Annotated in this window: 25 protein-coding genes (1 of these 25 cut by a window edge); 7 read left to right on the forward strand and 18 right to left on the reverse strand. The window is 36.7% G+C overall.

Annotation, left to right across the window (positions count from 1 at the left end):
- A protein-coding gene (locus tag MHI47_RS15245; protein WP_093538187.1) for a nucleotidyltransferase-like protein crosses the window boundary here: on the reverse strand, nt 1–655 show its 5' portion. The gene continues 212 nt to the left of window position 1, outside the view; 655 of the gene's 867 nt are visible here — the first part of the coding sequence; the start codon lies at nt 653–655; its stop codon lies beyond the left edge, outside the window.
- 132 nt (nt 656–787) lie between these two features.
- On the opposite strand from MHI47_RS15245, the gene MHI47_RS15250 reads away from it, so the two are divergent.
- Nucleotides 788–1132 carry a YgzB family protein gene (locus MHI47_RS15250; RefSeq protein ID WP_093538186.1) on the forward strand — a complete coding sequence of 115 codons (345 nt, stop codon included), beginning with the start codon at nt 788–790 and terminating at the stop codon, nt 1130–1132.
- A gap of 118 nt (nt 1133–1250) precedes the next feature.
- On the opposite strand, the gene perR is transcribed toward MHI47_RS15250, so the two are convergent.
- From perR to bcp, 3 genes are all read right to left on the reverse strand, one after another.
- Nucleotides 1251–1694: a peroxide-responsive transcriptional repressor PerR gene (gene perR, locus MHI47_RS15255; RefSeq protein WP_139185114.1), complete on the reverse strand. Its 444-nt coding sequence runs from the start codon at nt 1692–1694 to the stop codon at nt 1251–1253.
- A 113-nt stretch (nt 1695–1807) separates the two neighbouring features.
- Nucleotides 1808–2749, reverse strand: coding sequence for a D-2-hydroxyacid dehydrogenase (locus tag MHI47_RS15260; RefSeq protein ID WP_340831381.1), 942 nt, complete (start codon nt 2747–2749; stop codon nt 1808–1810).
- A gap of 1 nt (nt 2750) precedes the next feature.
- Nucleotides 2751–3233, reverse strand: a complete 483-nt coding sequence (gene bcp, locus MHI47_RS15265; protein WP_340832072.1) for a thioredoxin-dependent thiol peroxidase — start codon at nt 3231–3233, stop codon at nt 2751–2753.
- 181 nt (nt 3234–3414) lie between these two features.
- Between bcp and MHI47_RS15270 the strand changes: the two genes are divergently transcribed.
- Entirely contained in the window at nt 3415–4704 is a 1290-nt protein-coding gene (locus MHI47_RS15270; RefSeq protein WP_093538183.1) for a glutamate-1-semialdehyde 2,1-aminomutase, read from the forward strand.
- 36 nt (nt 4705–4740) lie between these two features.
- A complete protein-coding gene (locus tag MHI47_RS15275) occupies nt 4741–5823 on the forward strand; it encodes an FUSC family protein (protein ID WP_093538182.1) in 1083 nt (360 codons plus the stop codon).
- Nucleotides 5824–5994: 171 nt separating this feature from the next.
- Here MHI47_RS15275 and nikC read toward each other — a convergent pair whose 3' ends face one another.
- From nikC to mutY, 10 genes are all read right to left on the reverse strand, one after another.
- Nucleotides 5995–6885, reverse strand: coding sequence for a nickel transporter permease (gene nikC, locus MHI47_RS15280; protein WP_245762752.1), 891 nt, complete (start codon nt 6883–6885; stop codon nt 5995–5997).
- Nucleotides 6886–6908: 23 nt separating this feature from the next.
- Complete coding sequence (locus MHI47_RS15285) at nt 6909–7913, reverse strand: ABC transporter permease (RefSeq protein WP_093538180.1); 1005 nt, start codon at nt 7911–7913, stop codon at nt 6909–6911.
- Between the two features lie 231 nt (nt 7914–8144).
- Nucleotides 8145–9773: an ABC transporter substrate-binding protein gene (locus MHI47_RS15290; protein ID WP_093538179.1), complete on the reverse strand. Its 1629-nt coding sequence runs from the start codon at nt 9771–9773 to the stop codon at nt 8145–8147.
- Between the two features lie 28 nt (nt 9774–9801).
- Entirely contained in the window at nt 9802–10785 is a 984-nt protein-coding gene (locus MHI47_RS15295) for an ABC transporter ATP-binding protein (protein WP_340831382.1), read from the reverse strand.
- Nucleotides 10760–11779 (reverse strand): ABC transporter ATP-binding protein, encoded by a 1020-nt coding sequence (locus tag MHI47_RS15300; protein WP_093538177.1) that lies wholly within the window; start codon nt 11777–11779, stop codon nt 10760–10762. The genes MHI47_RS15295 and MHI47_RS15300 overlap by 26 nt, the downstream gene beginning before the upstream one ends.
- 176 nt (nt 11780–11955) lie before the next feature.
- Entirely contained in the window at nt 11956–13707 is a 1752-nt protein-coding gene (locus MHI47_RS15305; RefSeq protein ID WP_093538176.1) for an ABC transporter ATP-binding protein, read from the reverse strand.
- Between the two features lie 59 nt (nt 13708–13766).
- Nucleotides 13767–14306, reverse strand: a complete 540-nt coding sequence (gene ntdP, locus MHI47_RS15310; protein WP_093538175.1) for a nucleoside tri-diphosphate phosphatase — start codon at nt 14304–14306, stop codon at nt 13767–13769.
- A gap of 137 nt (nt 14307–14443) precedes the next feature.
- A complete protein-coding gene (locus tag MHI47_RS15315) occupies nt 14444–14596 on the reverse strand; it encodes a gamma-type small acid-soluble spore protein (RefSeq protein ID WP_245762747.1) in 153 nt (50 codons plus the stop codon).
- A gap of 416 nt (nt 14597–15012) precedes the next feature.
- The gene (fabL, locus tag MHI47_RS15320; RefSeq protein ID WP_340831384.1) at nt 15013–15756 is read right to left on the reverse strand and encodes an enoyl-[acyl-carrier-protein] reductase FabL; all 744 of its coding nucleotides are present in this window, start codon (nt 15754–15756) and stop codon (nt 15013–15015) included.
- Nucleotides 15757–15758: 2 nt separating this feature from the next.
- A complete protein-coding gene (mutY, locus tag MHI47_RS15325; protein WP_245762746.1) occupies nt 15759–16823 on the reverse strand; it encodes an A/G-specific adenine glycosylase in 1065 nt (354 codons plus the stop codon).
- 120 nt (nt 16824–16943) lie between these two features.
- Between mutY and MHI47_RS15330 the strand changes: the two genes are divergently transcribed.
- A complete protein-coding gene (locus tag MHI47_RS15330; RefSeq protein WP_093538171.1) occupies nt 16944–17927 on the forward strand; it encodes a metal-dependent hydrolase in 984 nt (327 codons plus the stop codon).
- A gap of 36 nt (nt 17928–17963) precedes the next feature.
- Here the strand turns inward: MHI47_RS15330 and MHI47_RS15335 are convergent, their stop codons facing one another.
- The 3 genes from MHI47_RS15335 to recX are packed head-to-tail and all read right to left on the reverse strand — an operon-like array spanning nt 17964 to nt 19366.
- On the reverse strand, nt 17964–18230 hold the full coding sequence (locus MHI47_RS15335; RefSeq protein WP_340763324.1) for a YfhJ family protein: 267 nt from the start codon (nt 18228–18230) through the stop codon (nt 17964–17966).
- Between the two features lies 1 nt (nt 18231).
- Nucleotides 18232–18561: a YfhH family protein gene (locus tag MHI47_RS15340; RefSeq protein ID WP_093538169.1), complete on the reverse strand. Its 330-nt coding sequence runs from the start codon at nt 18559–18561 to the stop codon at nt 18232–18234.
- Complete coding sequence (gene recX, locus MHI47_RS15345) at nt 18554–19366, reverse strand: recombination regulator RecX (protein WP_093538168.1); 813 nt, start codon at nt 19364–19366, stop codon at nt 18554–18556. The genes MHI47_RS15340 and recX overlap by 8 nt, the downstream gene beginning before the upstream one ends.
- 102 nt (nt 19367–19468) lie before the next feature.
- On the opposite strand from recX, the gene MHI47_RS15350 reads away from it, so the two are divergent.
- From MHI47_RS15350 to rlmD, 3 genes are read left to right on the forward strand one after another with little or no spacing between them, the layout of a single operon-like run.
- Nucleotides 19469–20365, forward strand: coding sequence for a TIGR01777 family oxidoreductase (locus MHI47_RS15350; protein WP_340831386.1), 897 nt, complete (start codon nt 19469–19471; stop codon nt 20363–20365).
- Nucleotides 20366–20417: 52 nt separating this feature from the next.
- On the forward strand, nt 20418–21230 hold the full coding sequence (locus MHI47_RS15355) for a polysaccharide deacetylase family protein (protein WP_340831387.1): 813 nt from the start codon (nt 20418–20420) through the stop codon (nt 21228–21230).
- A 42-nt stretch (nt 21231–21272) separates the two neighbouring features.
- Nucleotides 21273–22646, forward strand: coding sequence for a 23S rRNA (uracil(1939)-C(5))-methyltransferase RlmD (rlmD, locus tag MHI47_RS15360; protein WP_340831388.1), 1374 nt, complete (start codon nt 21273–21275; stop codon nt 22644–22646).
- 59 nt (nt 22647–22705) lie between these two features.
- Here the strand turns inward: rlmD and MHI47_RS15365 are convergent.
- Nucleotides 22706–24039 (reverse strand): IS3 family transposase gene (locus MHI47_RS15365; protein ID WP_340830615.1). Its coding sequence is split into 2 segments (ribosomal slippage): nt 22706–23652 and nt 23652–24039, totalling 1335 coding nucleotides; the frame shifts between segments, so codons are not numbered across the junction.
- Between the last annotated feature and the right edge of the window lie 58 nt (nt 24040–24097).

Below are 24097 nucleotides of genomic sequence, written 5' to 3' on the forward strand. Positions count from 1 at the left end.
ATCGGGAATGAATCAAAAAGTCACTCGCTAAAAACAAAAGCTCTAATCTTTTTTCTAATGATTCATCACTAGAGATTAACTCATCGTACAATTTATATATAGAAGGATCTAATGCTTTTACTTGATTCCATACCATCACTTCTGGGTGCATACCATTTTCAAAAACAGCTAATCGTGCTAGATGATGTAAAGAATCTACCATATGATTATAAGCATCTAAGAAATTACGTTGTTCAAAAAATAGCTTCCCTTCTAAATACCGTCTCGTTAGTTTGGCAAACTCTATACCCATTCGAGCTTTTCTTCCGTTTATCGGAAATACGTATAGCTCTTGTTTTAAACTTTCTACATATTCATTGCGATCAAATACCACACGACCGTTGATTAACCAATCCACCAGTTTCGGGTTAGTTCCCAACAAGAGCCATTTTCTTAACTGCTTTTCTGTAATTATATGAAGCGCAGTTTTTTTATCCTCATACGTATAATGCTTTGTAAAAACAGGTACCTCAGATTCTTTCGTTAATATTAATAAAATAGAGTCAAACATATCTGTAATAGGACTAAAATCTGCCCGTTTCTCTACTAAAATAACACCAAGTGTATTAGGTTCACTTGCTCTTTCTTGATAAATCGGTCTCAATAACGCTTCCAAAATGAAGCCTCCTTTATTTACTTCTACTATAAATTTTCGACAACTTTTCTATATTTCCTTCTATAATTCATTCCTAACTTAACTTTATACTAAAATATGATATAGTGTATGTAGAAATTAGGAGGCTGAAAAATGAAACCCTATAAAAACAAAATAAATCGTATACGTTCGTTTGCACTTGGACTTATATTCTTTGGTTTTATCATTATGTACGGTGCAATCTTTTTTAAAGATAACGGTATATTAGTTACCATTTTCGTAACGCTGGGGCTACTATCTATTTTGGCTAGTACAGCAGTCTATGGCTGGATTGGATTATTATCAACAAAAGCAGTGCCTGTTGTATGTCCTAACTGTGGTAAGCATACTAAAGTATTAGGTAGAGTAGATATGTGTATGTATTGTAAAGAACCTTTAACGCTAGATCCTAATCTTGAAGGTCAAGAATTTGATGAAGCATTGAATAAAAAAAGATAATGGACACTTTGCTTTTTTAGCAAAGTGTTTTTTCTATTCTAAGTAGGTAGAAGGTGGAAATGAAAATGCTATGTTTTCAAATAAAAAACCGAGCGTGTCTTACTACGCTCGGTTTTGCTTATTGAACTTTAGTTGCATGCTCTTTGCATGTTGGACAAACACCGTAAATTTCCATTCGATGATAACTTACATCAAACCCAGTTAAATGAGAAGCTAAATGTTCTACTTCATCTAATCCAGGATAATGAAAATCAACAATTTTACCGCAAGCGTCGCAAATCATATGATAATGATCATTCGTAACAAAATCAAAACGACTAGAAGAATCGCCGTAGGTTAACTCTTTAACGAGTCCTGCTTCTCTAAAAACACGTAAATTATTATAAACCGTTGCAACACTCATGCTAGGAAATTTACTTTCTAGTGCTTTATATATATCGTCCGCTGTGGGATGTGACATAGATTGGATAATAAATTCCAGTATCGCATGGCGTTGAGGTGTAATTCGTACACCAGTCGATTTTAATGTATCTAAAGCATCTCTTAAATGTACTTCCGTCATCGCAATGCACCTCTTTTCATATTCATTCTTTAATTATAATTGTTACAATAAGTATAAATAGAAAGGGCATGAACTGTCAAATTTATTACTCGTTAAGGAAAGATATACATAGATTAGTAACCCTTTTCCAAATCAATCTCATTTTCCAGTGGCTTTTGCTCCATCCAAGCATTTAAATTACTTGAGAAAATTTGTAGCGCTCTTATTACATATTGAGAAGAGTGACTGGAGATATGTGGAGAAACGATTACATTATTCATACTCCAAAATGGGTGTTCTGCGGCAAGTGGTTCCTTCTCAAATACATCCAGTACTGCATATGCGATTCTCTCTTCTTCTAATGCACGTAGTAAGTGTTGTTCTTTCACTAAATCACCACGTCCAAAATTCATAAAGATTGCACTCTGCTTCATAGACTGTAAATGCTCGTATGTGAATAATCCCTTTGTTTGCTCCGTACTTGGTAGAATGGAAATAACAATATCCGCTTTCGGTAAAACTTCATTTAGTTTATCGAAGGTAACTATTTCGTCCATAAATGGAGGCAGTTTTCCACTGCTATTACATCCAATTGTGTGCACGCCAAAAGCCTGTAGTATTCTTCCTACTTCCCCGCCTATTGCACCGGGACCTAATATTATTGCAGTTGAACCTAGTAATTCGGTTGGAGACACACGCTTAGACCATTCCCCTTTTCGTTGATTTTCATTGATCAACGGGAGTGACTTATTAATAGAAAGTATATGGGCTAAGATCGTTTCTGCCATTGGAGTTTTGTGAATTCCACGTACATTGGTAACGACAATGCCTCGCTTTGCAATTTCCAGTAACGGCATTTTTTCTAAGCCAGCAGAAGCCACCATAATCCATTTTAGCTGTTCGGCAGTTTTGAGATGAGGTGCATCTATGTCTTCGCCGTATGTAACTAGAATTGACGCTGACTTTAGCAGTTCTTCATTTAAACCTTTTTGAAATATAAATTCTGCATCTGGGTACTTTTTTACTAATTCATCCTGTTGCTCCGGCTTTGGTAAAAAAGAAAACAATATATTCATATTATTGCCCTACAGTCACTAATGATTTTAATGTTAGAAGTGCTTCTTCTACGTGTCCGTCGACTTTAACTTTATTCCATTCTTTTACGACCGTTCCAGTAGGATCGATTAAAAAAGTAGAACGTTCGATACCCATATACTCTTTTCCAAAATTCTTTTTCAACTTCCATACTCCATATGCCTCCGATACTTCATGCGTATCATCTACTAATAGCGAAAATGGAAGACCATGCTTGTCTATAAATTTTGTATGAGCCTTTTCATCATCTGCGCTAACTCCAAGAATAACTGCATTTAAATCAGTGAAACTTGTATGAGCGGCTTTAAAATCACATGCTTCCGTTGTACAGCCCGGTGTAGCATCCTTTGGGTAAAAATACAAAACGACATATTTCTTCCCTGCAAAGTCTTTTAATGAAATAATTTCTCCTTTTTCATTTTTCAATGAAAAGTTAGGTGCTACCATGCCTTCTAGTTTTTCCATCATAATCCCTCCTATTATATATATATCGTAACGAAGTTACTCACTTTGTTCAATTTTCTTAGCAATTTTCAATATTATTGTCTACAATTAAGAGGAACTTAAAGAATTAGTATACTAGACAATAATTGAATAGAAACGTTATACTTTCTATCTGTAAACAAACTGAGCGGAGGCTAGGACATTGAAACAAACACAATCAGAAAAAATTCAAATTGAGGCACTAGAACATATAGTAGGTGGTGTAAACAGTCCATCACGATCATATAAAGCAGTAGGTGGAGGAGCACCTATCGTTATGGAAAGAGCAGAAGGTGCTTATTTTTATGACGTGGATGGCAATAAATATATCGACTATTTAGCGGCATACGGACCTATTATTACAGGTCATGCACATCCTCATATTACCGAGGCCATCACAAAAGCGGCACAAACTGGTTTGTTATATGGGACTCCAACAAAACATGAAGTAACCTTTGCAAAAATGTTAAAGGATGCTATTCCCTCAATGGACAAAGTTCGTTTTGTTAACTCAGGAACAGAAGCAGTAATGACAACAATTCGAGTTGCTCGTGCTTATACTGGAAGAACAAAAGTGATGAAATTCGCGGGATGCTATCATGGCCACTTTGATTTAGTACTAGTTGCAGCTGGTTCAGGTCCTGCTACATTAGGTACTCCTGACTCTGCGGGTGTTTCTAAAGAAACAGCGAAAGAAGTAATTACTATTCCATTTAATGATCCAAAAGCTTTTGAGGAAGCTATGGAGAAATGGGGAGACGAATTAGCTTGTATTTTAGTGGAGCCAATCGTAGGAAACTTTGGCATGGTAGAGCCAAATGAAGATTTCCTTCCACTAGTTCATAAATTGGCAAAAGATAAAGGTGCACTAGTTATTTACGACGAAGTAATTACCGCATTCCGTTTCCATTACGGCGCAGCATCTACTATGTTAGAGCAAACACCTGACTTAACAGCATTAGGTAAAATCATCGGTGGAGGTCTTCCAATAGGTGCTTACGGCGGCAGAAAAGAAATTATGGAGCAAGTTGCCCCATTAGGACCAGCATACCAAGCGGGAACTATGGCAGGTAATCCAGCGTCTATGCAAGCGGGTATTGCTTGCTTAGAAGTTTTACAAACTCCCGGGTTATATGATGAACTCGATAGACTAGGTGGACTACTTGAGGTCGGTATTTTAGAAGCAGCCAAGAAAAATAATGTCACCATCACTATTAATCGTATTAAAGGCGCACTTTCCGTTTACTTCACAGATGTGAAAGTAGAGAATTATGAACAAGCAGAAGCAAGTGATGGGGAAATGTTTGCGAAGTTCTTTAAGCTAATGTTAAACCAAGGTATTAACTTGGCACCTTCAAAATACGAAGCTTGGTTTATCACAACTGCGCATACAGAAAGTGATATTCAAGAAACACTTTCTGCAGTTAATAATGCATTTGCTAAACTTCAATAAACAAGTGCGCTGTTTCTTACGAAAGGATTGGATTTAATGAAATTAGGAGCTCGAATATTTAAAACTGGAGTAGCTATTGTATTTTCTTTATTCATAGCTGAATTACTTCAGCTTCCCAATCCTGTATTTGCAGGAATAGCAGCTATTTTCGCCATTCAACCTTCTATATATAGGTCGTATAAAACAGCCACTGAACAAATTCAAGGGAACTTAATCGGAGCCATTGTTGCGGTTATCTTCTCTTTAGTTTTCGGTAAAGATTATGTAATCGTAGGATTTGCTGCAATCATCACCATTACAATTATGCTTAAACTAAAATTAGAGAAAGCCTTAACACTTGCTCTTGTTACGGTAATTGCGATTATGGAAATACAAGGAGATGACTTTCTACTATTTGCAGTATTACGATTTGCTACCATTCTAGTTGGAGTAATATCTGCTTTTATTGTGAATTTAGTATTTTTACCTCCTAAGTTTGAAAAGAAGCTATTCAATGCAATTCACTATACACAGGACGAAATAATTCGTTGGTTACGAATAGCAGTTCGACAAGCATCCGATCATCAATCGACTAAACAAACCATTAGTCAATTAAATGAAAGACTTGTTCGTGTTGATCAAATATACTCATTCTTTAAAGAAGAACGTGGATACACTAAGAAAGCAAACCACACAAAGGGAAGAAAATTAGTCGTCTACCGCGAATTAATTTCGGCTTCCTATAAAAGCTTAGATGTACTAAAAAAGTTGCATCACCATGAGCATGAATTTACTCTTCTTCCCGAACATTTTCTAATGATGATAAAGGAAAGATTGGATACTCTATTAACCTATCATGAACAGCTCCATTTGAAATTCATCGGTAAGTTAAGACCCGAGCATATTGAAGAGAACGATTCCGAGGCATTTTTACAAAGGCAAGAAGTAATGGATATTTTCGTCAAACAAATTACTATTACACAAATGGAAGAGGAGTTTTCTTCATACCATCTGCTACATTTACTATCTGCTATTTTAAGCTATGAGGAACAATTGGAACATGTGGATAAACTCATCACCTCATATCAAAACTTTCATAGCGAAGAGCTGACTGTTGAAATTGAAGAAACTCCTTATTAAAAAAACTGGTTGATCGTGAGTTTTCTCGCGACCAACCAGTTTTTTTTTAGATATTATTAGTTGGATCGTCCGATTGTTGTTTAGCAAATACAACAAATAAAATAGTAACGCCTCGTAAAAGTTCTTCTAAAAAAATGCCACTTAGCGTTAGAATGCTAAGTGGCACGGTTATTAATTTTTCATCTTCGGATCTAGTGCATCTCGGAGTCCATCACCCATCAAGTTAAATCCTACAACTGTTAACATTATTGCTACTCCTGGGAAAATCATCGTCCACGGTGCATTTCTTAAATACATACGGGCATCCGCTAGCATTTTCCCCCATTCAGGAGCAGGCGCTTGAGCTCCCAATCCTAAGAACCCTAGAGCAGCTGCTTCAATAATAGCTGAAGCGATTGCCAGTGTTCCTGCAACAATAACCGGTGCCATAGAATTAGGTAGAATATGAGAAAACAAAATTCGAATGTCCCTCATCCCAATTGCTTTAGCAGATGTTATGTACTCTTCTTCTTTAATACTTAGAACTTTCGAGCGTATTAGGCGACCAAAGTTAGGAATATTAATAATCGCAATAGCAATCAATGCATTTTGTAAAGACGGTCCTAAGACAGAAACTACAGCAATGGCCAATAATATACTTGGAAAAGCTAACATGATATCGAAAATTCTTGAAATAATCATGTCTATCCATTTCCCATAGTAACCTGCAATAATACCTAAAATACTACCAGCTACTACAGAACCAATAACAGAGAAAAACCCTACCATTAAGGAGATTCTAGCTCCATAAATAATTCTAGAGAATATATCACGACCAAAATCATCCGTACCAAACCAATACTTACTAGACGGTGGTTTCAATCGATCTGTTAAAAGCTGATCATTAATACCTTGTGGTGCAAGCCAAGGACCAAAAAATGCTAAAAATAAGAAGAATAAGACAATCCCTGCTCCTACAAGCGCTCCTTTGTTTTTTCGAAAGCTACGCCATGCATCTCGCCAAGGACCGGTCGACGTTTCTTTAGTTACTATTAGTTGATCATTTGTCGCATTCGGAACCATTTCGGACATATCTATTCCTCCTTTTAATCATATTTAATCCTCGGATCTACTAACCCATATAAAATATCTACAAATAAGTTAATCATCACGAATATAAAAGCGACAACCAATATACCCGACTGAATTACTGGATAATCACGGAACGAAATAGCTTCGTAAATATACCTGCCGATTCCTGGCCATCCGAAGATAGTCTCCGTTAAAATAGCGCCTCCAAGTAAAAGCCCAGTTTGAAGTCCAATTACAGTTAATACGGGTATAATTGCATTTTTTAAAGCATGTTTGTAAACTACAAAAAACATTTTCTGCCCTTTAGCTCTAGCAGTACGAACATAATCCGCTCTCATTACTTCAAGCATACTTGATCTAGTCATACGAGCAATTATCGCCATCGGAATTGTTGCTAACGCAATACCAGGTAATATTAAATGTTTCAGTACAGTACCTAGTTGATCGAATCTTCCCTGTATAATTGTATCTATTACATACAAGCTCGTGATGGAGTTAATGGGATCTCGAACCTCTTCTCGACCAGTCGTTGGAAGCCATTGTAATTCAATACCAAAAATCCACTGTTCCATCAAACCTAACCAAAAAATTGGCATGGATACTCCGATTAAAGCTAAGACCATTGCCATATAATCGAACCAAGAGTTTTGGAACCAAGCCGATATAATACCTGCATTAACTCCAATTATTACTGCAATAATAATGGCAAAGAAAGCTAGCTCCATTGTTGCAGCCAAGTATGGCCAAATCTCTTTAGCAACTGGTTGAACCGTTCGCATAGATTCGCCCAAATCACCTTTTAGGAGACCAGCTAAATAGTCAAAGTATTGTGTATACCAAGGCTGGTTCAAGCCTAGTTTAATCTCCAATGCTTCTATCGCTTCTTTAGATGCTAATTGTCCTAATATTACTTGTGCGGGATTACCAGGAATTGCTCGTATGATCATGAAAACAACAAATGTCATACCAAGTAATACAGGTATCAATTGTAATAATCGTTTACCGATATAGTGAAGCATTTTCTTCACCTCTCTAATTTAAATTAAGAAAAGCACAAACGCCTATGTAATTGGAAGTCAGTATATGATTATGATCGTCGTGTCACAACTACTGACCCTCATCATACGCCCCTGATATCTTGAAGCAACTCGAGGGACTAGACGTAGGAGCTAAACAAATGCTGAATAAATACAATTTCTAATTTAATGAATAAAGGGGAGAAATCACGAAGACCTCCCCCCTTAAGCTTATTACTTAAAGTCGACCTTGTTTAATCTATCAGAACCAGTTGGATGTGGGAAGAAATTAGTAATTTCAGCATCTCCAGCTAGTAATGGTGTTGAGTGAGCAAGTGGAACCCACGGAGCATCCTCAAAGATTAATTCTTGTGCTTGTTTATAAAGTTCATTACGTTTGTCTTCGTCTACTTCTGTTTGTGCTTCGATTAAGATTTTATGTGTCTCATCGTTTTTGTAGTAGCTATAGTTGTTACTTCCGATATTATCTTCGTCAAGTAAAACATAGATAAAGTTGTCCGCATCTCCATTATCACCAGTCCAACCTAATAAGAATGCATCTGCTTCACCATTTTTAGCTTTTTCTAAATAAGTAGCCCATTCGTAAGATACGATATTAGCAGTAATACCAACATCAGCTAAGTTCTTTTGAATAGCTTCAGCAACTTTTGCACCATCTGGCATATAAGGACGTGGTACAGGCATTGCCCATAGTTCCATTTCAAAACCGTCAGCCATACCAGCATCTGCTAATAATTGCTTCGCTTTTTCTGGATCGTACTCATAACCCGGAATATCTTCATTGTATCCACTAATAGAAGATGGCATAGGGTTTTTCGCTACCTCTGCACGACCTTCAAAGAAAGCGTCCACAATAGCTTGTTTATCAATTGCATAGTTTACAGCTTGACGAACTTTTGGGTTATCGAATGGAGGACGAGTATTTGTTAACCCAAGGTACCCAACATTCATAGATGGACGTTCGAATAGTTGTAGAGCTGCCTCTGACTCAACTGTAGCTCCGTCCGAAGGATTTACACCATCAGCTAAATCAATTTCTCCAGTTAAAAGAGAGTTTAAACGAGCAGAGTTATCAGGAATTGCACGGAAAACAACACGATCTAATTTCGGCTCTTCTGAATTCCAATACTCTTCATACTTTTCAATAGTGATAGAATCATTACGTTTCCACTCTACAAATTTGAATGGTCCAGTACCGACTGGGCTATCTCCATATTTATCTCCTGCTGCTTCAAATGCAGTTGGACTTGCAATAGCGAATGGACTCATTGCAATATTTTTCAAGAAAGGTGCTTGTGCACGCGTAAGTTTGAATATTACAGTGTAATCTCCCTCAGCAGTAACTGATTCAATTACATGACCTTCATCACCAGCATATCCACCGAACATAGACCCATAATAAGGGAATAGATCTTCAGAACCACTAGCCCAACGTTCAAAGTTTTTAACAACTGCTTCTGCATTAAAATCAGTTCCATCATGGAATTTTACACCTTCACGAAGTGTGAATGTATACGAAAGTCCATCTTCTGATGGCTCCCACTTTGTAGCTAATCCTTCATTAATTGTTGTATCTTGCTCACCAAAGTTTAATAAAGTTTCTTGCACGTTTTGTGTAACTTTGAATGATTCACCATCCGTTACAGCAGCTGGATCTAGTGAAACAGAATCTCCTCCACGACCAAAGATTAATACTTTATCTTCCGCAGTTTCTGTAGTTCCCTTGTCATTATCTTTTTTTGTATCGCCGTCTGATGAATCGTCAGATGAACACGCAGCAAGTACCATAGTAAGTGCAACGAACATCAGCAGCAAAAATGACCATATCTTCGTTTTTCCCATTTGGACCCCTCCAATTATTTATTTATTATCAATGTTGCAATTGCTCATTATATAAATGGCATGCAACAAAATGACCTGTTTTAGCTTCTTGTAAATGTGGAACATCCTTCACACAAATATCCATCTTAAAAGGACATCTTGTATGGAAGGTACACCCAGAAGGTGGATTTGAGGGACTTGGAATGTCTCCTTCTAAAATAATTTGTTCCCGTTTAAACTCCGGATCTGGAACTGGAACTGCAGAAAGTAAAGCTTTTGTATAAGGATGTAAAGGTTCAGCATACATGGATTCACTTGTAGCGAGTTCTACCATTCTTCCTAAATACATTACCCCTACACGATCACTGATATGGCGAACAACTCCCAAATCATGAGCAATAAAGATATAAGTTAACTTGAGCTCCTTCTGTAAATCTTGCATGAGATTCAAGACTTGTGCCTGTATCGAAACGTCGAGTGCCGACACTGGCTCATCCGCTATTATCAACTTCGGATTAGTCATCAATGCTCTTGCTATTCCTATACGTTGCCTTTGTCCTCCACTAAATTGATGTGGATAACGTTTGGCATGATAGCTACTTAAACCGACAATTTCTAGAAAGTCATGTACTTTCTTTTTTCTACTCTTTGGGTCTCCAATATTATGGACAATTAAAGGCTCCATTAGAATCTTTTCAATTGTATGACGTGGATTTAAAGAAGCATAAGGATCTTGGAATACCATTTGTATTTCACGTCTAGCTTTTCTCATCTCATCATTTGAAATACTCGTTAGTTCTTTTCCGTTAAAGGTCACTTTTCCTTCAGTAGGCTCTAGTAATCTCATAAGCATCCTGCCTGTAGTAGATTTACCACAACCAGATTCACCCACTATTCCTAGAGTTTCTCCTTCATTTACAAAGAAAGAAATATCATCTACAGCTTTCACATTACCTGTATGTTTTCCTAACATCCCAGTACGTATTGGAAAATACTTTTTCAATCCTTCAACTTTTAACAGCGGCTCTGTCATCTTGCAAAACCTCCTTTTCATCGTATAAGAAGCATCTTGTTTTATGACCTTCCGCTGTTTCATATAGAGGAGGATTTTCTTCCGTACATCTTCCTACTACAAATTCACAGCGAGCTGCAAATCTGCAACCTTGTTTGATGGATCCAGGTTTTGGAACACTCCCAGGAATAGAGTAGAGGCGCTGTTTTTTATATCGCATATCTGGCACAGAAGCAATCAAACCTTTTGTATATGGATGCTGTGGGTTATTAAAGATTGTATCCACGGTGCCCTCTTCTACTACTTTTCCTGCATACATCACTACAACTCGTTCACAAGTTTCAGCTACTACGCCTAGATCATGCGTTATTAATATTACCGCCGTATTCAGCCGTTCATTTAACTCGCGCATTAACTTTAATATTTGGGCTTGAATAGTTACATCTAAAGCTGTTGTCGGTTCATCAGCTATCAAGAGCTTGGGATCACAAACTAATGCCATAGCTATCATTACACGTTGTCTCATTCCACCGGAGAGCTGATGTGGATAGTCATTCATAAGTTCTTCTGCTCTCGGAAGTCCAACTAGTTTTAGCATTTCTATCGCTCTTGCTTTCGCTTTCTTTTTGTTCCAGTCTTTCTTATGTAAGGTTATTGCCTCTAGTAATTGATTTCCAATTGTAAATAAAGGATTTAATGATGTCATTGGTTCTTGGAAAATCATTGCCACATCGTTGCCGCGAACTTTGCGCATTTCTTTCTCAGAAAACTTTGTTAAGTCTTTGCCCTCAAACAATATTTGACCACTCGTAATTTTCCCTGGTGGACTTGGAACTAGTCCCATGATGGAAAGAGAAGTAACACTTTTTCCACATCCTGATTCTCCAACAATACCTAGAATCTCGCCTTCTCTTACATGAAAATCAATATGATCTACGGATGGAATAACACCATCATCTGTGAAAAAGGACGTTTGAAGATCTTTCACTTCCAAAATTGTTTGTCGTTCACTCATGATGTTCCCTCTTTTCACAAATATTTGAATCTTCTAACTAAAGTACTATAAATGATATTTTACACAAAAAATTCTGTTATGCAACACTTTTCTGAAAAGTCATACGACTATCCTCCCTTCCTAAATATAAAAAAACATCTTATAAGCGGAAGAAACACTTATAAGATGTTTGAGTATTATTCTGTATCAAGTTGTTGAATTTGAAATAGATTGTAATAAGTATTTTTTTGTTTCATCAATTGCGCATGTGAACCGTTCTCAATCACTTTACCATTTTCAATAACGATTATATTATCGGCATGCGTAATAGTAGATAGACGGTGTGCTACGATTATGGTCGTACGATTGGAAGCTAGCTTCTCTAAAGAATCCTGTATTAAAGATTCACTCTCTAAGTCTAATGCTGAAGTTGCTTCATCTAGAACTAAAATAGATGGATTTTTCAAAAATACTCTGGCGATCGCAACACGCTGCTTTTGACCTCCTGAAAGTTTCACTCCACGCTCGCCGACTTTTGTTTCATATCCTTCAGGAAGCTCCATGATAAAGTCATGTGCGTTTGCTGCTATAGCCGCTTCCACTACTTCTTCATCTGTAGCACCAGGTTTCCCCATTAATATATTGGACTTGACCGAATCACTAAAAAGAATATTATCTTGTAGCACTATACCAATTTGCTTTCTTAAGGATTCAATGGTGACATCACGAACATCCTTACCGTCAATTAGTATTTGTCCCTTAGTAACATCATAAAATCTAGGAATTAAGCTAATAATAGTCGATTTACCACCGCCACTCATACCTACAAAAGCTACTGTTTCTCCTGCATTAACACGGAAATCGATATCCTCTAAAATCATATGTCCATCTTTTTCATACTGGAATGATACGTTAGAAAATGTCACTTCTCCGCTAGAGGTTCCTAAAGTAGAAGCACCTTTTTTATCGACAATATCATACTCTTCATCCATTAGCTCAAATACACGATCCATCGAAGCGAATGATTGCGTTAATGTTGTGGATGAATTTACTAAACGTCTTAACGGGCTGTATAAGCGCTCCACATAAGCAATAAATGCAGCCATTGTCCCTACAGAAAGTCTTCCATGAATAGCTTCATAACCCGCATAAGCAATAACAAGTAAAGGAGCAATATCTGTAATCGTATTAACTACTGCAAATGCTTTTGCATTCCATACGGTTTGTTTTACTGCTGCATCTAAAAATTCTCCATTTGTCTCATTAAATAATTTTTGTTCATGCTTTTCTAGCGTAAAGGTTTTAATAATACTCATTCCTTGTACACGCTCATGTAAGTAACTTTGAACACCAGCTAATGCTTGAGAACGCTCTTTTGTTAAATCCCGTAATCTTCCGAAGAAGTATTTAACGCTGAATGCATAGAACGGAAATGCTAATAATGTAACTAAAGTAAGCTTTACATTCATCGTTAACATGATGCCAATAGCGATTAAAATAGTCGCTAGGTCCAACCAGACGTTCATCAATCCAATCATGACAAAGTTTTTCGTCTGCTCCACATCATTGATAACTCGAGAAATAACCTCGCCAGCACGTGTGTTGGAGTAGTACTTTAAGCTAAGCTTTTGTAAATGGATATACATTTTCTTACGTATATCAAACAAGATTTTATTACTCACTAATTGCGCTAAGTATTGTCTATAATACTCTATTGGTGGTCGAACGATTAAGAATACTAATGCAGTCCCGCCAAGCCAATATATTAATTGAGTCATTTTTTCATCATTGGTTAATGCTTCTGCTCCGATAATATCATCAATTACAATCTTGATAAGAATCGGAATAAATAATGGGATAGCAAATTTTATAACCCCTATGACGATTGTCAAGAAAATTTGAAAGTTATACGGTTTTACAAATTCCATATATCTTTTCATCGAATTCATATAAAAACTCCCTTCTACCATGAGAAAAACCTGTTGCATATTTCAACAGGTTTCTCTAACTACTCATTCAACTGTTTTTGGAAATGATAACGACTTGTCCAAGCCTCAATAAAATCTGGTGCAAACGGACCTTTTCTTTGTTTGATCCAGGAAATGAGCTTCTCGACATTTCGATTTAAAATACCATCAATTTCTTCTGGATACTTCATTTCTTTTTTATGTTGCTCATATTCGTCTTCATCCAGAATTGTGTAGGTCATATCAGGAAATACCTTCACATCTAAATCATAATCAATGTACTTTAGCATTCCATTGTTATAGACAAACGGAGAACTCATGTTGATGTAATAGTATACACCATCTTCTCGTAGCATACAAATAATGTTAAACCAATATTCTGCATGAAAGTAACAAATAGAAGGTTCTCTAGTAATCCAAGTTCTACCATCGGATTCAATTACAAGTGTTCGTTCATTTGCTCCAATTACAATATTTTTGGTTCCTTTTAAAACCATCGTTTCTTGCCAGACCCGGTGGATTCGACCATTATGCTTGTAGCTGTGAATTTGAATAGTTTCTCCTTCATTTGGAATCGCCATGATTTAGCCACCTTTTCATCAAGCGTAAATTTAGAATTTTTATACTTATTTTCTTATTATAGCAATTCAATGTAAAAAACTATAGTAAAAAAATCAGCGAGGGTTATTTACCCTCGCTGATTTTTGGTGAATCCATGTTATTTAGTTCGGTTAGAAGAACGATTTGCTTGTGGACCGCTAGCTTGTTGTTTTTTCAACTCTGCTTGACGATTTTGTTCTTTAACTTTTTGAATATCAGTTTCAGAAGCAAACTCTTGGTTTTGGTTCTGCTGTTTTCTGTTATTCTTCATGGATTGTTCACCTCCGTACATAATTATCATGTGCAGATGGCTTAATTTTATTCATTCTTTGAGTCAATTTCATATAGTGTGCTAGCAATAAAAGAAGTTTCACCCGGATGTGCGCTGCCGCACGCTACGCATGAGCCTTTAAGGATGAGTCACTCCGTTCCTTCACCCTTTTAAAGTCTCATTCTTCGCGCTCATGCGGCTTGGAAGGCGCACATCCAACCGACCACTGTGTATGAAGTATATAGCTACTATAAATAGATAGTCATTTATGAAACTAGCTTACATTTGCATCTTCGCCTTCAAGTTTAGATAGACAGTCTTCATTATACGAATATAAGAAGTTTTACTCAGATGTGGCCGTCGCACGCCACGCATTTATGTCTTCCTAGCTGAAAAATTAGTGGGAGTGTAAGACACTACATTTTTAACGATCTTCCGCCATCGACAATAATTGTTTGGCCTCTAATCATGGAAGCGTCATCAGATAGCAAGAACATAGCTGTTTTGACCATGTCATCTATTTCTACCATCCGTCCTGCTGGTGTATTTACTCTGGCATCGTCTAATAATTCATCTCGATTTGGAAAATGCTTGAGTGCGTCTGTGTCGAGCGCACCACCAGATACAGTATTTACTACAATTCCTTTAGGTGCAAGCTCCACTGCTAAATACCTTGTGAGTGATTCTATTGCGGCTTTTGAAACTCCGACTGTTGTGTAGTTTTCTAAATAACGGATAGACCCTAAAGAACTGATCCCCAAAATTTTCCCACCGTCTGGCATTAACTTAGCCGCTTCTTGGGCACCAAATAACATTCCTTTGGCGTTAATATTCATTGTCCAGTCCCAATGTGATTCCTCTAATTCCATAATAGGTCTTAAAACACCGGAAGCTGCATTGCTAACAAAAATATCTAAACGACCAAACTCTTCTTTAATAGTGTGGAACATATCACGAAGCTTTTCCACATCTCCTACATTCGCCTTTACTAAAAGTGCTTTTCTTCCTAGGTTTTCAATTTCCTTCACTGTCTCAAGAGCAGCGGTTTTACTTCGAGCATAGTTTACGACGATATCATATCCGTTTTTGGCAAGTTCGATAGCAATAGCTTTCCCTAAACCTCTGCTACTACCTGTAACTAAAGCTTTATTTGTTGTCATTTTCAAATCTCCCTCTCTTTCCATGCATTCCAAATTTTCAACATCGGGACGGGCATCGGTTGTAGATTTATTTCTTCTATAGTAAGCCACTTACAACGATTAGGAAGCTCTTTTTCCTGCTTCAAGATTGCTTCAAAACTTTCCATTTCCCATACTAGGTGCGAAAACACATGTTTAAACTCATTGATTAACGGACCTTTTTCAATCTCTATTCCGTAATCATGTTCGACAATCTCTTCTACTGTATGGTTAGGCGTTGGTAACTCTACCATTGGGAATTGCCACATATTCGCTAGTAAGCCTTTAGAAGCTCGTTTTTCAAGTAATACATGTCCATCCTTATTCTGTATAACTACTGTTTTCACTTTATGGGTCTTTGATTTCTTTTGAATTGTTTTTATAGGCAACTCATCTTGCACACCTTCAAAAAATGCAGAGCAATTTTCTCTTAATGGACACAAAAGACATTTTGGTTTAGTTGGGGTACAAATTACTGCACCTAGTTCCATAAGACCTTGGTTAAAGGCAGAGGGATTTTCACGATCTATCAAATCCATTACTGCCTCTTCAAATATTTTCTTTGTTTTTGGCTTCGCAATGTCTTCTTTTATCAATAAGACTCTAGAAAGTACACGCATAACATTGCCATCTACAGCATGTTCTGGCACTCCGTATGCAATACTTAAAATAGCACCAGCAGTATATGGACCAATACCCTTCAACTTGGAAATTTCTTTTCGATTGGAAGGTACAACGCTATTATAATGTTCAACTACTTCTTTAACACCACTCTGTAAGTTTCTGGCACGGGAATAATATCCTAATCCTTCCCACTCTTTTAATAGTTCTCCTTCTTCTGCATTAGCTAATGATTGTGGTGAAGGATATTTTGCGATAAATCTTTCATAATAAGGAATAACCGTATCCACTTTTGTTTGTTGTAGCATTACTTCGGAAACCCAAATTTTATATGGGTCTGTTGTTTTCCTCCACGGCAAGTCACGTTTTTCTTCTAAGAACCATGAAACTAGGGATTCTCTAACATTTTTTTTGTATAATTCGTTCACTGTAAAATCCTTCCTTGCGATTATTGACATTAAATTTGGGTATATGAATATTAGCGGCTTTGTTTTTTAACTAATCTATTTTAAGATGTAGTAAGCTGTAATCCTAAAGGAGCTGGTTGTATGGACACAGGTACACATGTTGTTATGGGTGTTGCACTAGGCGGTCTATCTCTTATTGACCCCGTTGTTGCAGGGAGCACACTTACAACGACTGCAGTTATAGCAGGTACAATTATAGGCTCTCAAGCCCCTGATATAGATACTGTTCTAAAATTACGCAATAATGCAGTTTATATTCGACATCATCGTGGAATTACTCACTCAATTCCAGCCGTTATTTTATGGCCTATTTTAATAGCAGGTGTGTTATGGCTTATTTTCCCTGAAGCCAATTTACTGCATTTATGGTTATGGACTTTTCTTGCTGTATTTGTACATGTTTTTGTAGATATCTTCAATTCTTATGGAACTCAAGCTTTAAGGCCATTTTCAAAGAAATGGGTTGCCCTGGGAGTTATTAATACATTTGATCCAATTATTTTTGGTATTCATGTGGTTGGTATACTTTTATGGATGTTAAGCTTAAATCCTGTACCAACTTTTCTTACTATGTACGCTATTATTTTCCTGTACTATATTTTACGATTCGCCGTACAGCATGCAGTGAAAAATTCTGTTAAGCATACTATTCCCGATGCAGATGAAATTATTGTTGCACCTACGATGAAATTTTTTCAATGGAGAGTAGCTGCAAATTCTAAAACGCATCATTATGTAGGAAGAGCATACGGCAGATCTATCACTATTTATGATAAGTTCGAACGTAATCCGCTGCCCGAATCTGATTTAGTAAAAGCTGCTTTGAAAGACCAAAATATGAGTGCATTTACTTCGTTTTCTCCTATTTACCGCTGGGAGATTACGGAATTTGAGCATATATATGAAGTAAGACTAATTGACTTACGATATCGCAGTAATGACTTTTATCCATTCGTAGCCGTGGCACATTTAAATGAAGATTTAGAAATAGTCAATTCCTACACAGGTTGGATATTCAGTGAAGATAAGCTACGTAAAAAACTAGATTTTATCCCACATAACTAATAAAGAAAAAACGCTAGGATACATTTCCTAGCGTTTTTAATTGCTAAAATCGTCGGTCTCCAATAAATGTTTATACTTCTCGTTCGTATTTGCAAATTCATGTAGCTGTGCACCGTAGCCATCTATCCATTTTCTAATGACCATTTCTGTGACAGCAGCCCCTTTATAATCATATCCAGCTTTGGCATACGAGGATTCAAAGTCTGACCATAGTAACTCTATCCAAGCTCTTGCCTTTGCAGAAGATAGCTTATCATTTTTTTCTAGAAGTGCGAAAGTTAATTCATCTATTTTTGTTTGCATATTATTTTCTTTCCTCCAGTGATTCTAGCATTGAGATTGGCAAGGCTTCTTCATATTTTTCTCCACCTAATCTGTAACCCCATGCAAATCTTCCTTTTAAGTATTCTACCTGAAAAAACACACCAGGATCTCCAATAATTCGATACATCTCACCTGGTTTAATAGTAGCAGGATCTATTAGGAAAGCTTGGGCCATCAATGCTTTTCTTTCGTAAACGGCATATTCATTTACTATTCCTAGTTGCTCGGCTTTTCGTGATTTCTCTTTTAAATTTGCAATTTCCGTTCTAAGCTCTGGTACAGTCATATCACCATATTTTTTTTCACTCATCTTGCTCTTCCAACTCCTTCTTTTCTATATATAGATCAATTTGTTCTGCAGGAAAACCTTTTTGATATAACGCTGTCTTTATACGTCTTCGTAAATCGTTTCCTTTATATTTAGCCGAATGTTTTCGCCAAATTTTGTCTCCCTGCGTAGCAATTATATCGATCCATTCTTCTTCATTTTTTTCTAATTCGAATGTTGAAAGTGCTTGGGTAATTATACTAAAATTATACCCTTTTCTTTGAAGTGTATCTTGGACTTTTTGTTTTATCTGCCTTGGTGTTTTATCCTGATTTTGATTGATAATCTTTTCTGCCAAAGTTCTCGCTATATCTACTTGCTCTTCTTCTGAATAATTGCCCAATACTTTCTCTTGAAGATCTTTATCAATTCCTTTTTTCTTCAGTTCCTGACGTATTGCAGTAGGTCCTTTTTTGCTATTTTTCTTTTGTGTTTCTACTAAGGCTTTCGTAAAGCTTTCATCATTAAGAAAGCCATACTCATATAATTTTCGAATTGCTTCTAATATAACTGCTTCACCATACTCATTTTGCAATAGTTTTTGTTTTACTTCGTACTCACTTCTCATACGGTAACTTAAAAAGTTAATGGCTTTGTTAAACGCCTTTCTTACTTCATCGTCAAAAACAATTTCATCTAGTGTAAATTCTTCGATGACTTTGCCCTTAGATAATTGGTACTTGATCAGAACTGCTTCATCCAAACTAAATGCATACTTTTCATCCAAATATAAGTTATACCGTTCATTATTATTCTTTTGTCGTCCAATTCTCGTAATAACCGGCATTTTCACTCTCTCCATTCGCCTTTCTTCAATTATAGCGTATAAGTTGGTTGGTGATAAATGATTGAACTGTTATGATAAAAATAAGAAGGAGGTTGAAGATAAATGAAAATTGCAATTACTGGAGGAACTGGATTTGTAGGAAGCGAACTGACAGAGTTACTGTTGCAAAAAGGCCATGATGTATATATACTATCTCGTTCTAAACAGGGAACGGAACATGGCATAACATATGTACAGTGGCTATCTGAAAATGCCCACCCTGAAAAACAGTTAGAAGGCATCGATGCTTTTGTAAATCTGGCTGGTGAGTCCATTAATAATGGGCGATGGACAGAAGTACAAAAACAAAAAATCTATGACAGTCGGATGCAAACAACGGATGAACTGCTCCGGATATTAAAAGCGCTTGCTGTAAAACCGAAAGTACTAGTAAATGCAAGTGCGATTGGCATTTATCCAGCCTCGACTAGTACAAGATATACAGAAAAATCGAAAGAAGTTGGTACTGACTTTCTAGCTCGAACGGTTCGAGATTGGGAGCTGAAAGCTAAAAGTGCAGAAGAGCTTCAGATACGTGTTGCTTATGGTAGATTCGGAATTATTTTAGGTAAATCTGAAGGTGCACTTCCATTGATGGCATTACCATACAAGCTTTTTGTTGGTGGACCTATTGGAACAGGTGATAATTGGATGTCGTGGGTACATGTTAAAGATGTTGCAAGTGCCTTATTATTTGCAATAGAACAACCCATTAATGGTCCATTTAATATTACTGCGCCGCATGCAAAAAAGATGAACGATTTTGGAAAAACCTTAGCAACTGTATTGAAAAGGCCACATTATTTTCCCGTTCCATCTTTTGCTTTAAAGTTTGCTTTAGGTGAAAAAAGTCAGCTTGTCATAGAAGGCCAACATGTTATACCACAGGTTCTACTGGATGAAGGTTATACATTCCATTTCCCTAATTTAGAAAGTGGTTTACGCGCTATTTATAAATGAATAACTAACTCTTATTGGCGCAACCTACTTAAAAAAGAAAGGTTGCGTTTTTATGTGGAAATCTCACCTAGTAGGAATTATTATTGCAACAATCATTTTAAGTATCGGATTTATGAATAAACCTTTTTCTGCCCAAGCTGATAAGGAAATCCATTGGGGCTTAAAAAAAGCTACAAATGAACAACAAGCAGAAGCAGGTGGAGAAATGGATGCCTTGCTCAAAAAACATGGTTCCATATATAAGGGATCTGCAGATGAAAAAATTCTATATTTTACATTCGATAACGGCTATGAAAACGGCTATACCGAAAGTATTTTAGACACTTTAAAAGCTGAAAATATTCAAGCTACATTCTTTTTAACTGGGCACTATTTAGAAAGTGCAACTCCTTTAGTAAAAAGAATGATTGCAGAAGGACACCAGATTGGCAACCATTCATATGGACACCCGAACCTAGCAAGGCTCTCTAAGGATGGTGTGAAAAAAGAACTGCAAAAATTTGATAAACGTTTAAGTGAACTAACTTCATTAACCCGAACAACCGTCACTCGGCCACCGGAAGGCATTTTTAACGAACAAGTGCTAGAGGCTGCCAATGAAATAGGACATCAGCATATCTTTTGGTCTGTAGCTTTTATTGATTGGCATAAGGATCAGAAAAAAGGCGGTAAATATGCTTATGATGAGCTAATGTCCCAAATCCACCCTGGTGCAATCATCTTAATGCACACAGTATCTCCTGATAATGCAGAGGGCTTACCAATGTTCATCAAGGATGCTAGAAAAATGGGATATACATTTGGAACACTAGATGATTTAGTCATGAATAATCTGGATATTCCGCTTACTTTGCTTCCTGAATAAACTCCTTTATAATAGAAGGAAGATTATAAAGGACGTGAAGGTATGAGTGAAAAATCAGTTATAGAAGTAGGACAAGAATTCCCCCTGACGATTAAACGACTTGGTATCAATGGAGAAGGCGTTGGATTCTTTAAACGTAATGTTGTTTTTGTTAAAGGTGCACTTCCAGGAGAAGTAATTACTGCGAAAGTGACAGTAGCAAATCCTAAGTATGCCGAAGCAGAAGTTAAAACATTAAGAGAACCGTCTCCGCATCGTGTTACTCCACCTTGCCCAGTATATGAATCTTGTGGGGGATGTCAGTTACAGCACATGACTTATGAAAGTCAGCTGCTTGTAAAAAGAGATTTAGTTATACAGGCTTTAGAACGATATGTGAAAGACTTAGCCCCATCAATTGATGTAAGACCAACGATTGGCATGGAAAACCCATGGCACTATCGCAACAAAAGCCAATTCCAAGTGAGAGAATTAGGCGATAAAGTTATTGCTGGATTATACGCGGAAGAATCCAATATGTTAATCGATATTAACGAATGTTCCGTTCAACACCCGGCTACTACCCATATTACAAATGAAATAAAAAGATTCTTGGAAGAAATGAAAATTTCTATCTATGATGGAAGAAATTCTAAAGGAGTCGTCCGCACAATTGTCGTTCGTACGGGTATGAAAACTGGACAAATTCAAGTTACCCTTGTGACAACTCAAAAGAAAATGCATCAAAAAGAAGAACTAGTTCAAAAAATAAGAGCAATTGATCCTAATATAGTGTCCATTAGTCAGAATATCAATGCAGAAGATACTTCGCTAATATTTGGTGATACGACGATTAACTTACATGGGAAAGAAACGATTCATGAAAAGCTTGGGGAATTAGCTTTCGATTTATCTGCTCGTGCATTCTTCCAGTTAAATCCGGAACAAACAGTGCATTTGTACAATGAGATCGAAAAAGCTGCGGCTCTTACAGGAGAAGAAACAATCGTAGATGCTTATTGTGGTGTCGGCACCATCGGACTATGGCTTGCAAAAAATGCCAAAGAGGTTCGTGGTATGGATATTATTCAAGAATCTGTTCAAGATGCTAAAAAGAATGCCAAGCGAAATGGCTTCAAAAATACGCAATATGTACATGGTACAGCACAACATTGGTTACAAAAGTGGAAAAGTGAAGGATTCGTTCCAGATGTATTAACAGTAGATCCACCACGCGCAGGTTTAGATGATGAATTGTTAAAAACGATCTTGGATATTAAACCAAAACGTTTTGTATACACATCATGTAACCCATCGACACTTGCGAAGGATTTAGCTGCTCTTAAAGAAATTTACAATATAGAATACATCCAGCCTGTTGATATGTTTGCTCAAACTGCACATGTTGAAGCAGTAACATTATTAATACTAAAATAATAAAAAATCCCGAGAATTATAAAGTGTACCCTTTGTAAAGGACATTTTAAAAAAAGCTCTTAAGCAACTTGAAGAAGATGATGTCTGTATTGTACAGGCGTCATCTTTTTTAAGTTCCATTGACCTCGATAATGATTATAATACGTCATATAACTCTTAATCTCTCGTATTAAATCCTCTAAAGTTTTGCAAGACTTCAAGTCTACTTCATCCTTAAAATGGCCAAAGAACGATTCTTGAGGTGCGTTATCCCAACAGTTTCCACGACGTGACATGGATTGACCTAATCCCATTTTCTTTACCAGTTTTTGAAATTGAGGACTTGTATAATGGAAGCCTTGATCTGAGTGGATAAATGCCTCTTTAGATAGTTTTATCTCTTTCTTTTTTAATTTTTTTAAGGTACTTAGTGCGATATCTAAGGTTACTTTATCGGATACTTCATATACTAGTATCTCATTCGTTTCTGCATCTTTAATGGTGGATAAATAGGCACGTTTTCCTTTTCCATAACTTAAATATGTAATGTCTGTTAATAGAACTTTACCAATGACTCCTTGCTTAAACCGGCGGTTTAATAGATTTGGTAATGTGCGATGTTCCTGTGTTGCCTTTGCCATTCTTCGATAAGGATTCGCTTTTCGAAATGGACAAATGATCCCAAATTTTTTCATTATGCGACGAATTCGTTTTAAGTTATATGTAATGAGATACTGATTTTCTAACGTCATTTTTATTTGACGCGCGCCTTTTTTTCGACGGCGGAAAAGAAACGCTTTTAGAATAATTTCTTTTACTTCTTCATCTGCTAACTTGCGTTCTTCGCGGTTTTGCATGGCTTTTTCTGAGAAATAGTTGTAGTAGCCCGATCGAGATACGCCAATTAATACACACAGAAAACGAACCATACGCTTTAATTGATATTTTTCAATCGTGTCGTGGATCAATTGGAATTTCTGTTCGCTTAGGAGTTTTGTTTCTTTTTCATCATCTGCCTTTCGAGTAAATCGAGCTTTTTTAGGAGTTCATTTTCCGCTTGTAATAATCGATTCTGCGCCTCTAATCGAGCGTATTTTTCTTCTAAACTTAGTTCTCTCTCTAAAGGTCTACCACTATTCTTTTTCCTCGTATCTTCTAATCCGAATATCCCTTTTTCATGATAGGCAGCTCGCCACCGCTTAGCTGCAGATTTAATACGCTCCATACCAATTAACTCCACATCAAAGCCAGCTTCCTCAAAAATAGCACGAGGTAATTTCCCCATTTCATTTTCAGAAATAAATCTACGTTTAAATTCGTCGGTATAGGTAATTCCTTTTTCACTAACTGCACGTACATTTGGATTGCATTTCAGCAGTTCTATTTCATTTTCATTAAATAAACTTATTGTCATTTTGATCCGCCCTAACATGTTTTTTCTCATTATAAACAAAAGTACCCCATAGGATAGA

This window comes from Psychrobacillus sp. FSL H8-0487, assembly GCF_038008385.1.
Taxonomy (GTDB): domain Bacteria; phylum Bacillota; class Bacilli; order Bacillales_A; family Planococcaceae; genus Psychrobacillus; species Psychrobacillus psychrotolerans.

Bases quoted from the DNA above. Each gene is read 5' to 3' on its own strand.
- MHI47_RS15250 (WP_093538186.1), top strand. From the start codon at position 788: ATGAAACCCTATAAAAACAAAATAAATCGTATACGTTCGTTTGCACTT.
- perR (WP_139185114.1), bottom strand. From the start codon at position 1,694: ATGACGGAAGTACATTTAAGAGATGCTTTAGATACATTAAAATCGACT.
- MHI47_RS15260 (WP_340831381.1), bottom strand. From the start codon at position 2,749: ATGAATATATTGTTTTCTTTTTTACCAAAGCCGGAGCAACAGGATGAA.
- bcp (WP_340832072.1), bottom strand. From the start codon at position 3,233: ATGGAAAAACTAGAAGGCATGGTAGCACCTAACTTTTCATTGAAAAAT.
- MHI47_RS15275 (WP_093538182.1), top strand. From the start codon at position 4,741: ATGAAATTAGGAGCTCGAATATTTAAAACTGGAGTAGCTATTGTATTT.
- nikC (WP_245762752.1), bottom strand. From the start codon at position 6,885: ATGGTTCCGAATGCGACAAATGATCAACTAATAGTAACTAAAGAAACG.
- MHI47_RS15285 (WP_093538180.1), bottom strand. From the start codon at position 7,913: ATGCTTCACTATATCGGTAAACGATTATTACAATTGATACCTGTATTA.
- MHI47_RS15290 (WP_093538179.1), bottom strand. From the start codon at position 9,773: ATGGGAAAAACGAAGATATGGTCATTTTTGCTGCTGATGTTCGTTGCA.
- MHI47_RS15295 (WP_340831382.1), bottom strand. From the start codon at position 10,785: ATGACAGAGCCGCTGTTAAAAGTTGAAGGATTGAAAAAGTATTTTCCA.
- MHI47_RS15300 (WP_093538177.1), bottom strand. From the start codon at position 11,779: ATGAGTGAACGACAAACAATTTTGGAAGTGAAAGATCTTCAAACGTCC.
- MHI47_RS15305 (WP_093538176.1), bottom strand. From the start codon at position 13,707: ATGAATTCGATGAAAAGATATATGGAATTTGTAAAACCGTATAACTTT.
- ntdP (WP_093538175.1), bottom strand. From the start codon at position 14,306: ATGGCGATTCCAAATGAAGGAGAAACTATTCAAATTCACAGCTACAAG.
- MHI47_RS15315 (WP_245762747.1), bottom strand. From the start codon at position 14,596: ATGAAGAATAACAGAAAACAGCAGAACCAAAACCAAGAGTTTGCTTCT.
- fabL (WP_340831384.1), bottom strand. From the start codon at position 15,756: ATGACAACAAATAAAGCTTTAGTTACAGGTAGTAGCAGAGGTTTAGGG.
- MHI47_RS15330 (WP_093538171.1), top strand. From the start codon at position 16,944: ATGGACACAGGTACACATGTTGTTATGGGTGTTGCACTAGGCGGTCTA.
- MHI47_RS15335 (WP_340763324.1), bottom strand. From the start codon at position 18,230: ATGCAAACAAAAATAGATGAATTAACTTTCGCACTTCTAGAAAAAAAT.
- MHI47_RS15340 (WP_093538169.1), bottom strand. From the start codon at position 18,561: ATGAGTGAAAAAAAATATGGTGATATGACTGTACCAGAGCTTAGAACG.
- recX (WP_093538168.1), bottom strand. From the start codon at position 19,366: ATGCCGGTTATTACGAGAATTGGACGACAAAAGAATAATAATGAACGG.
- MHI47_RS15350 (WP_340831386.1), top strand. From the start codon at position 19,469: ATGAAAATTGCAATTACTGGAGGAACTGGATTTGTAGGAAGCGAACTG.
- MHI47_RS15355 (WP_340831387.1), top strand. From the start codon at position 20,418: ATGTGGAAATCTCACCTAGTAGGAATTATTATTGCAACAATCATTTTA.
- rlmD (WP_340831388.1), top strand. From the start codon at position 21,273: ATGAGTGAAAAATCAGTTATAGAAGTAGGACAAGAATTCCCCCTGACG.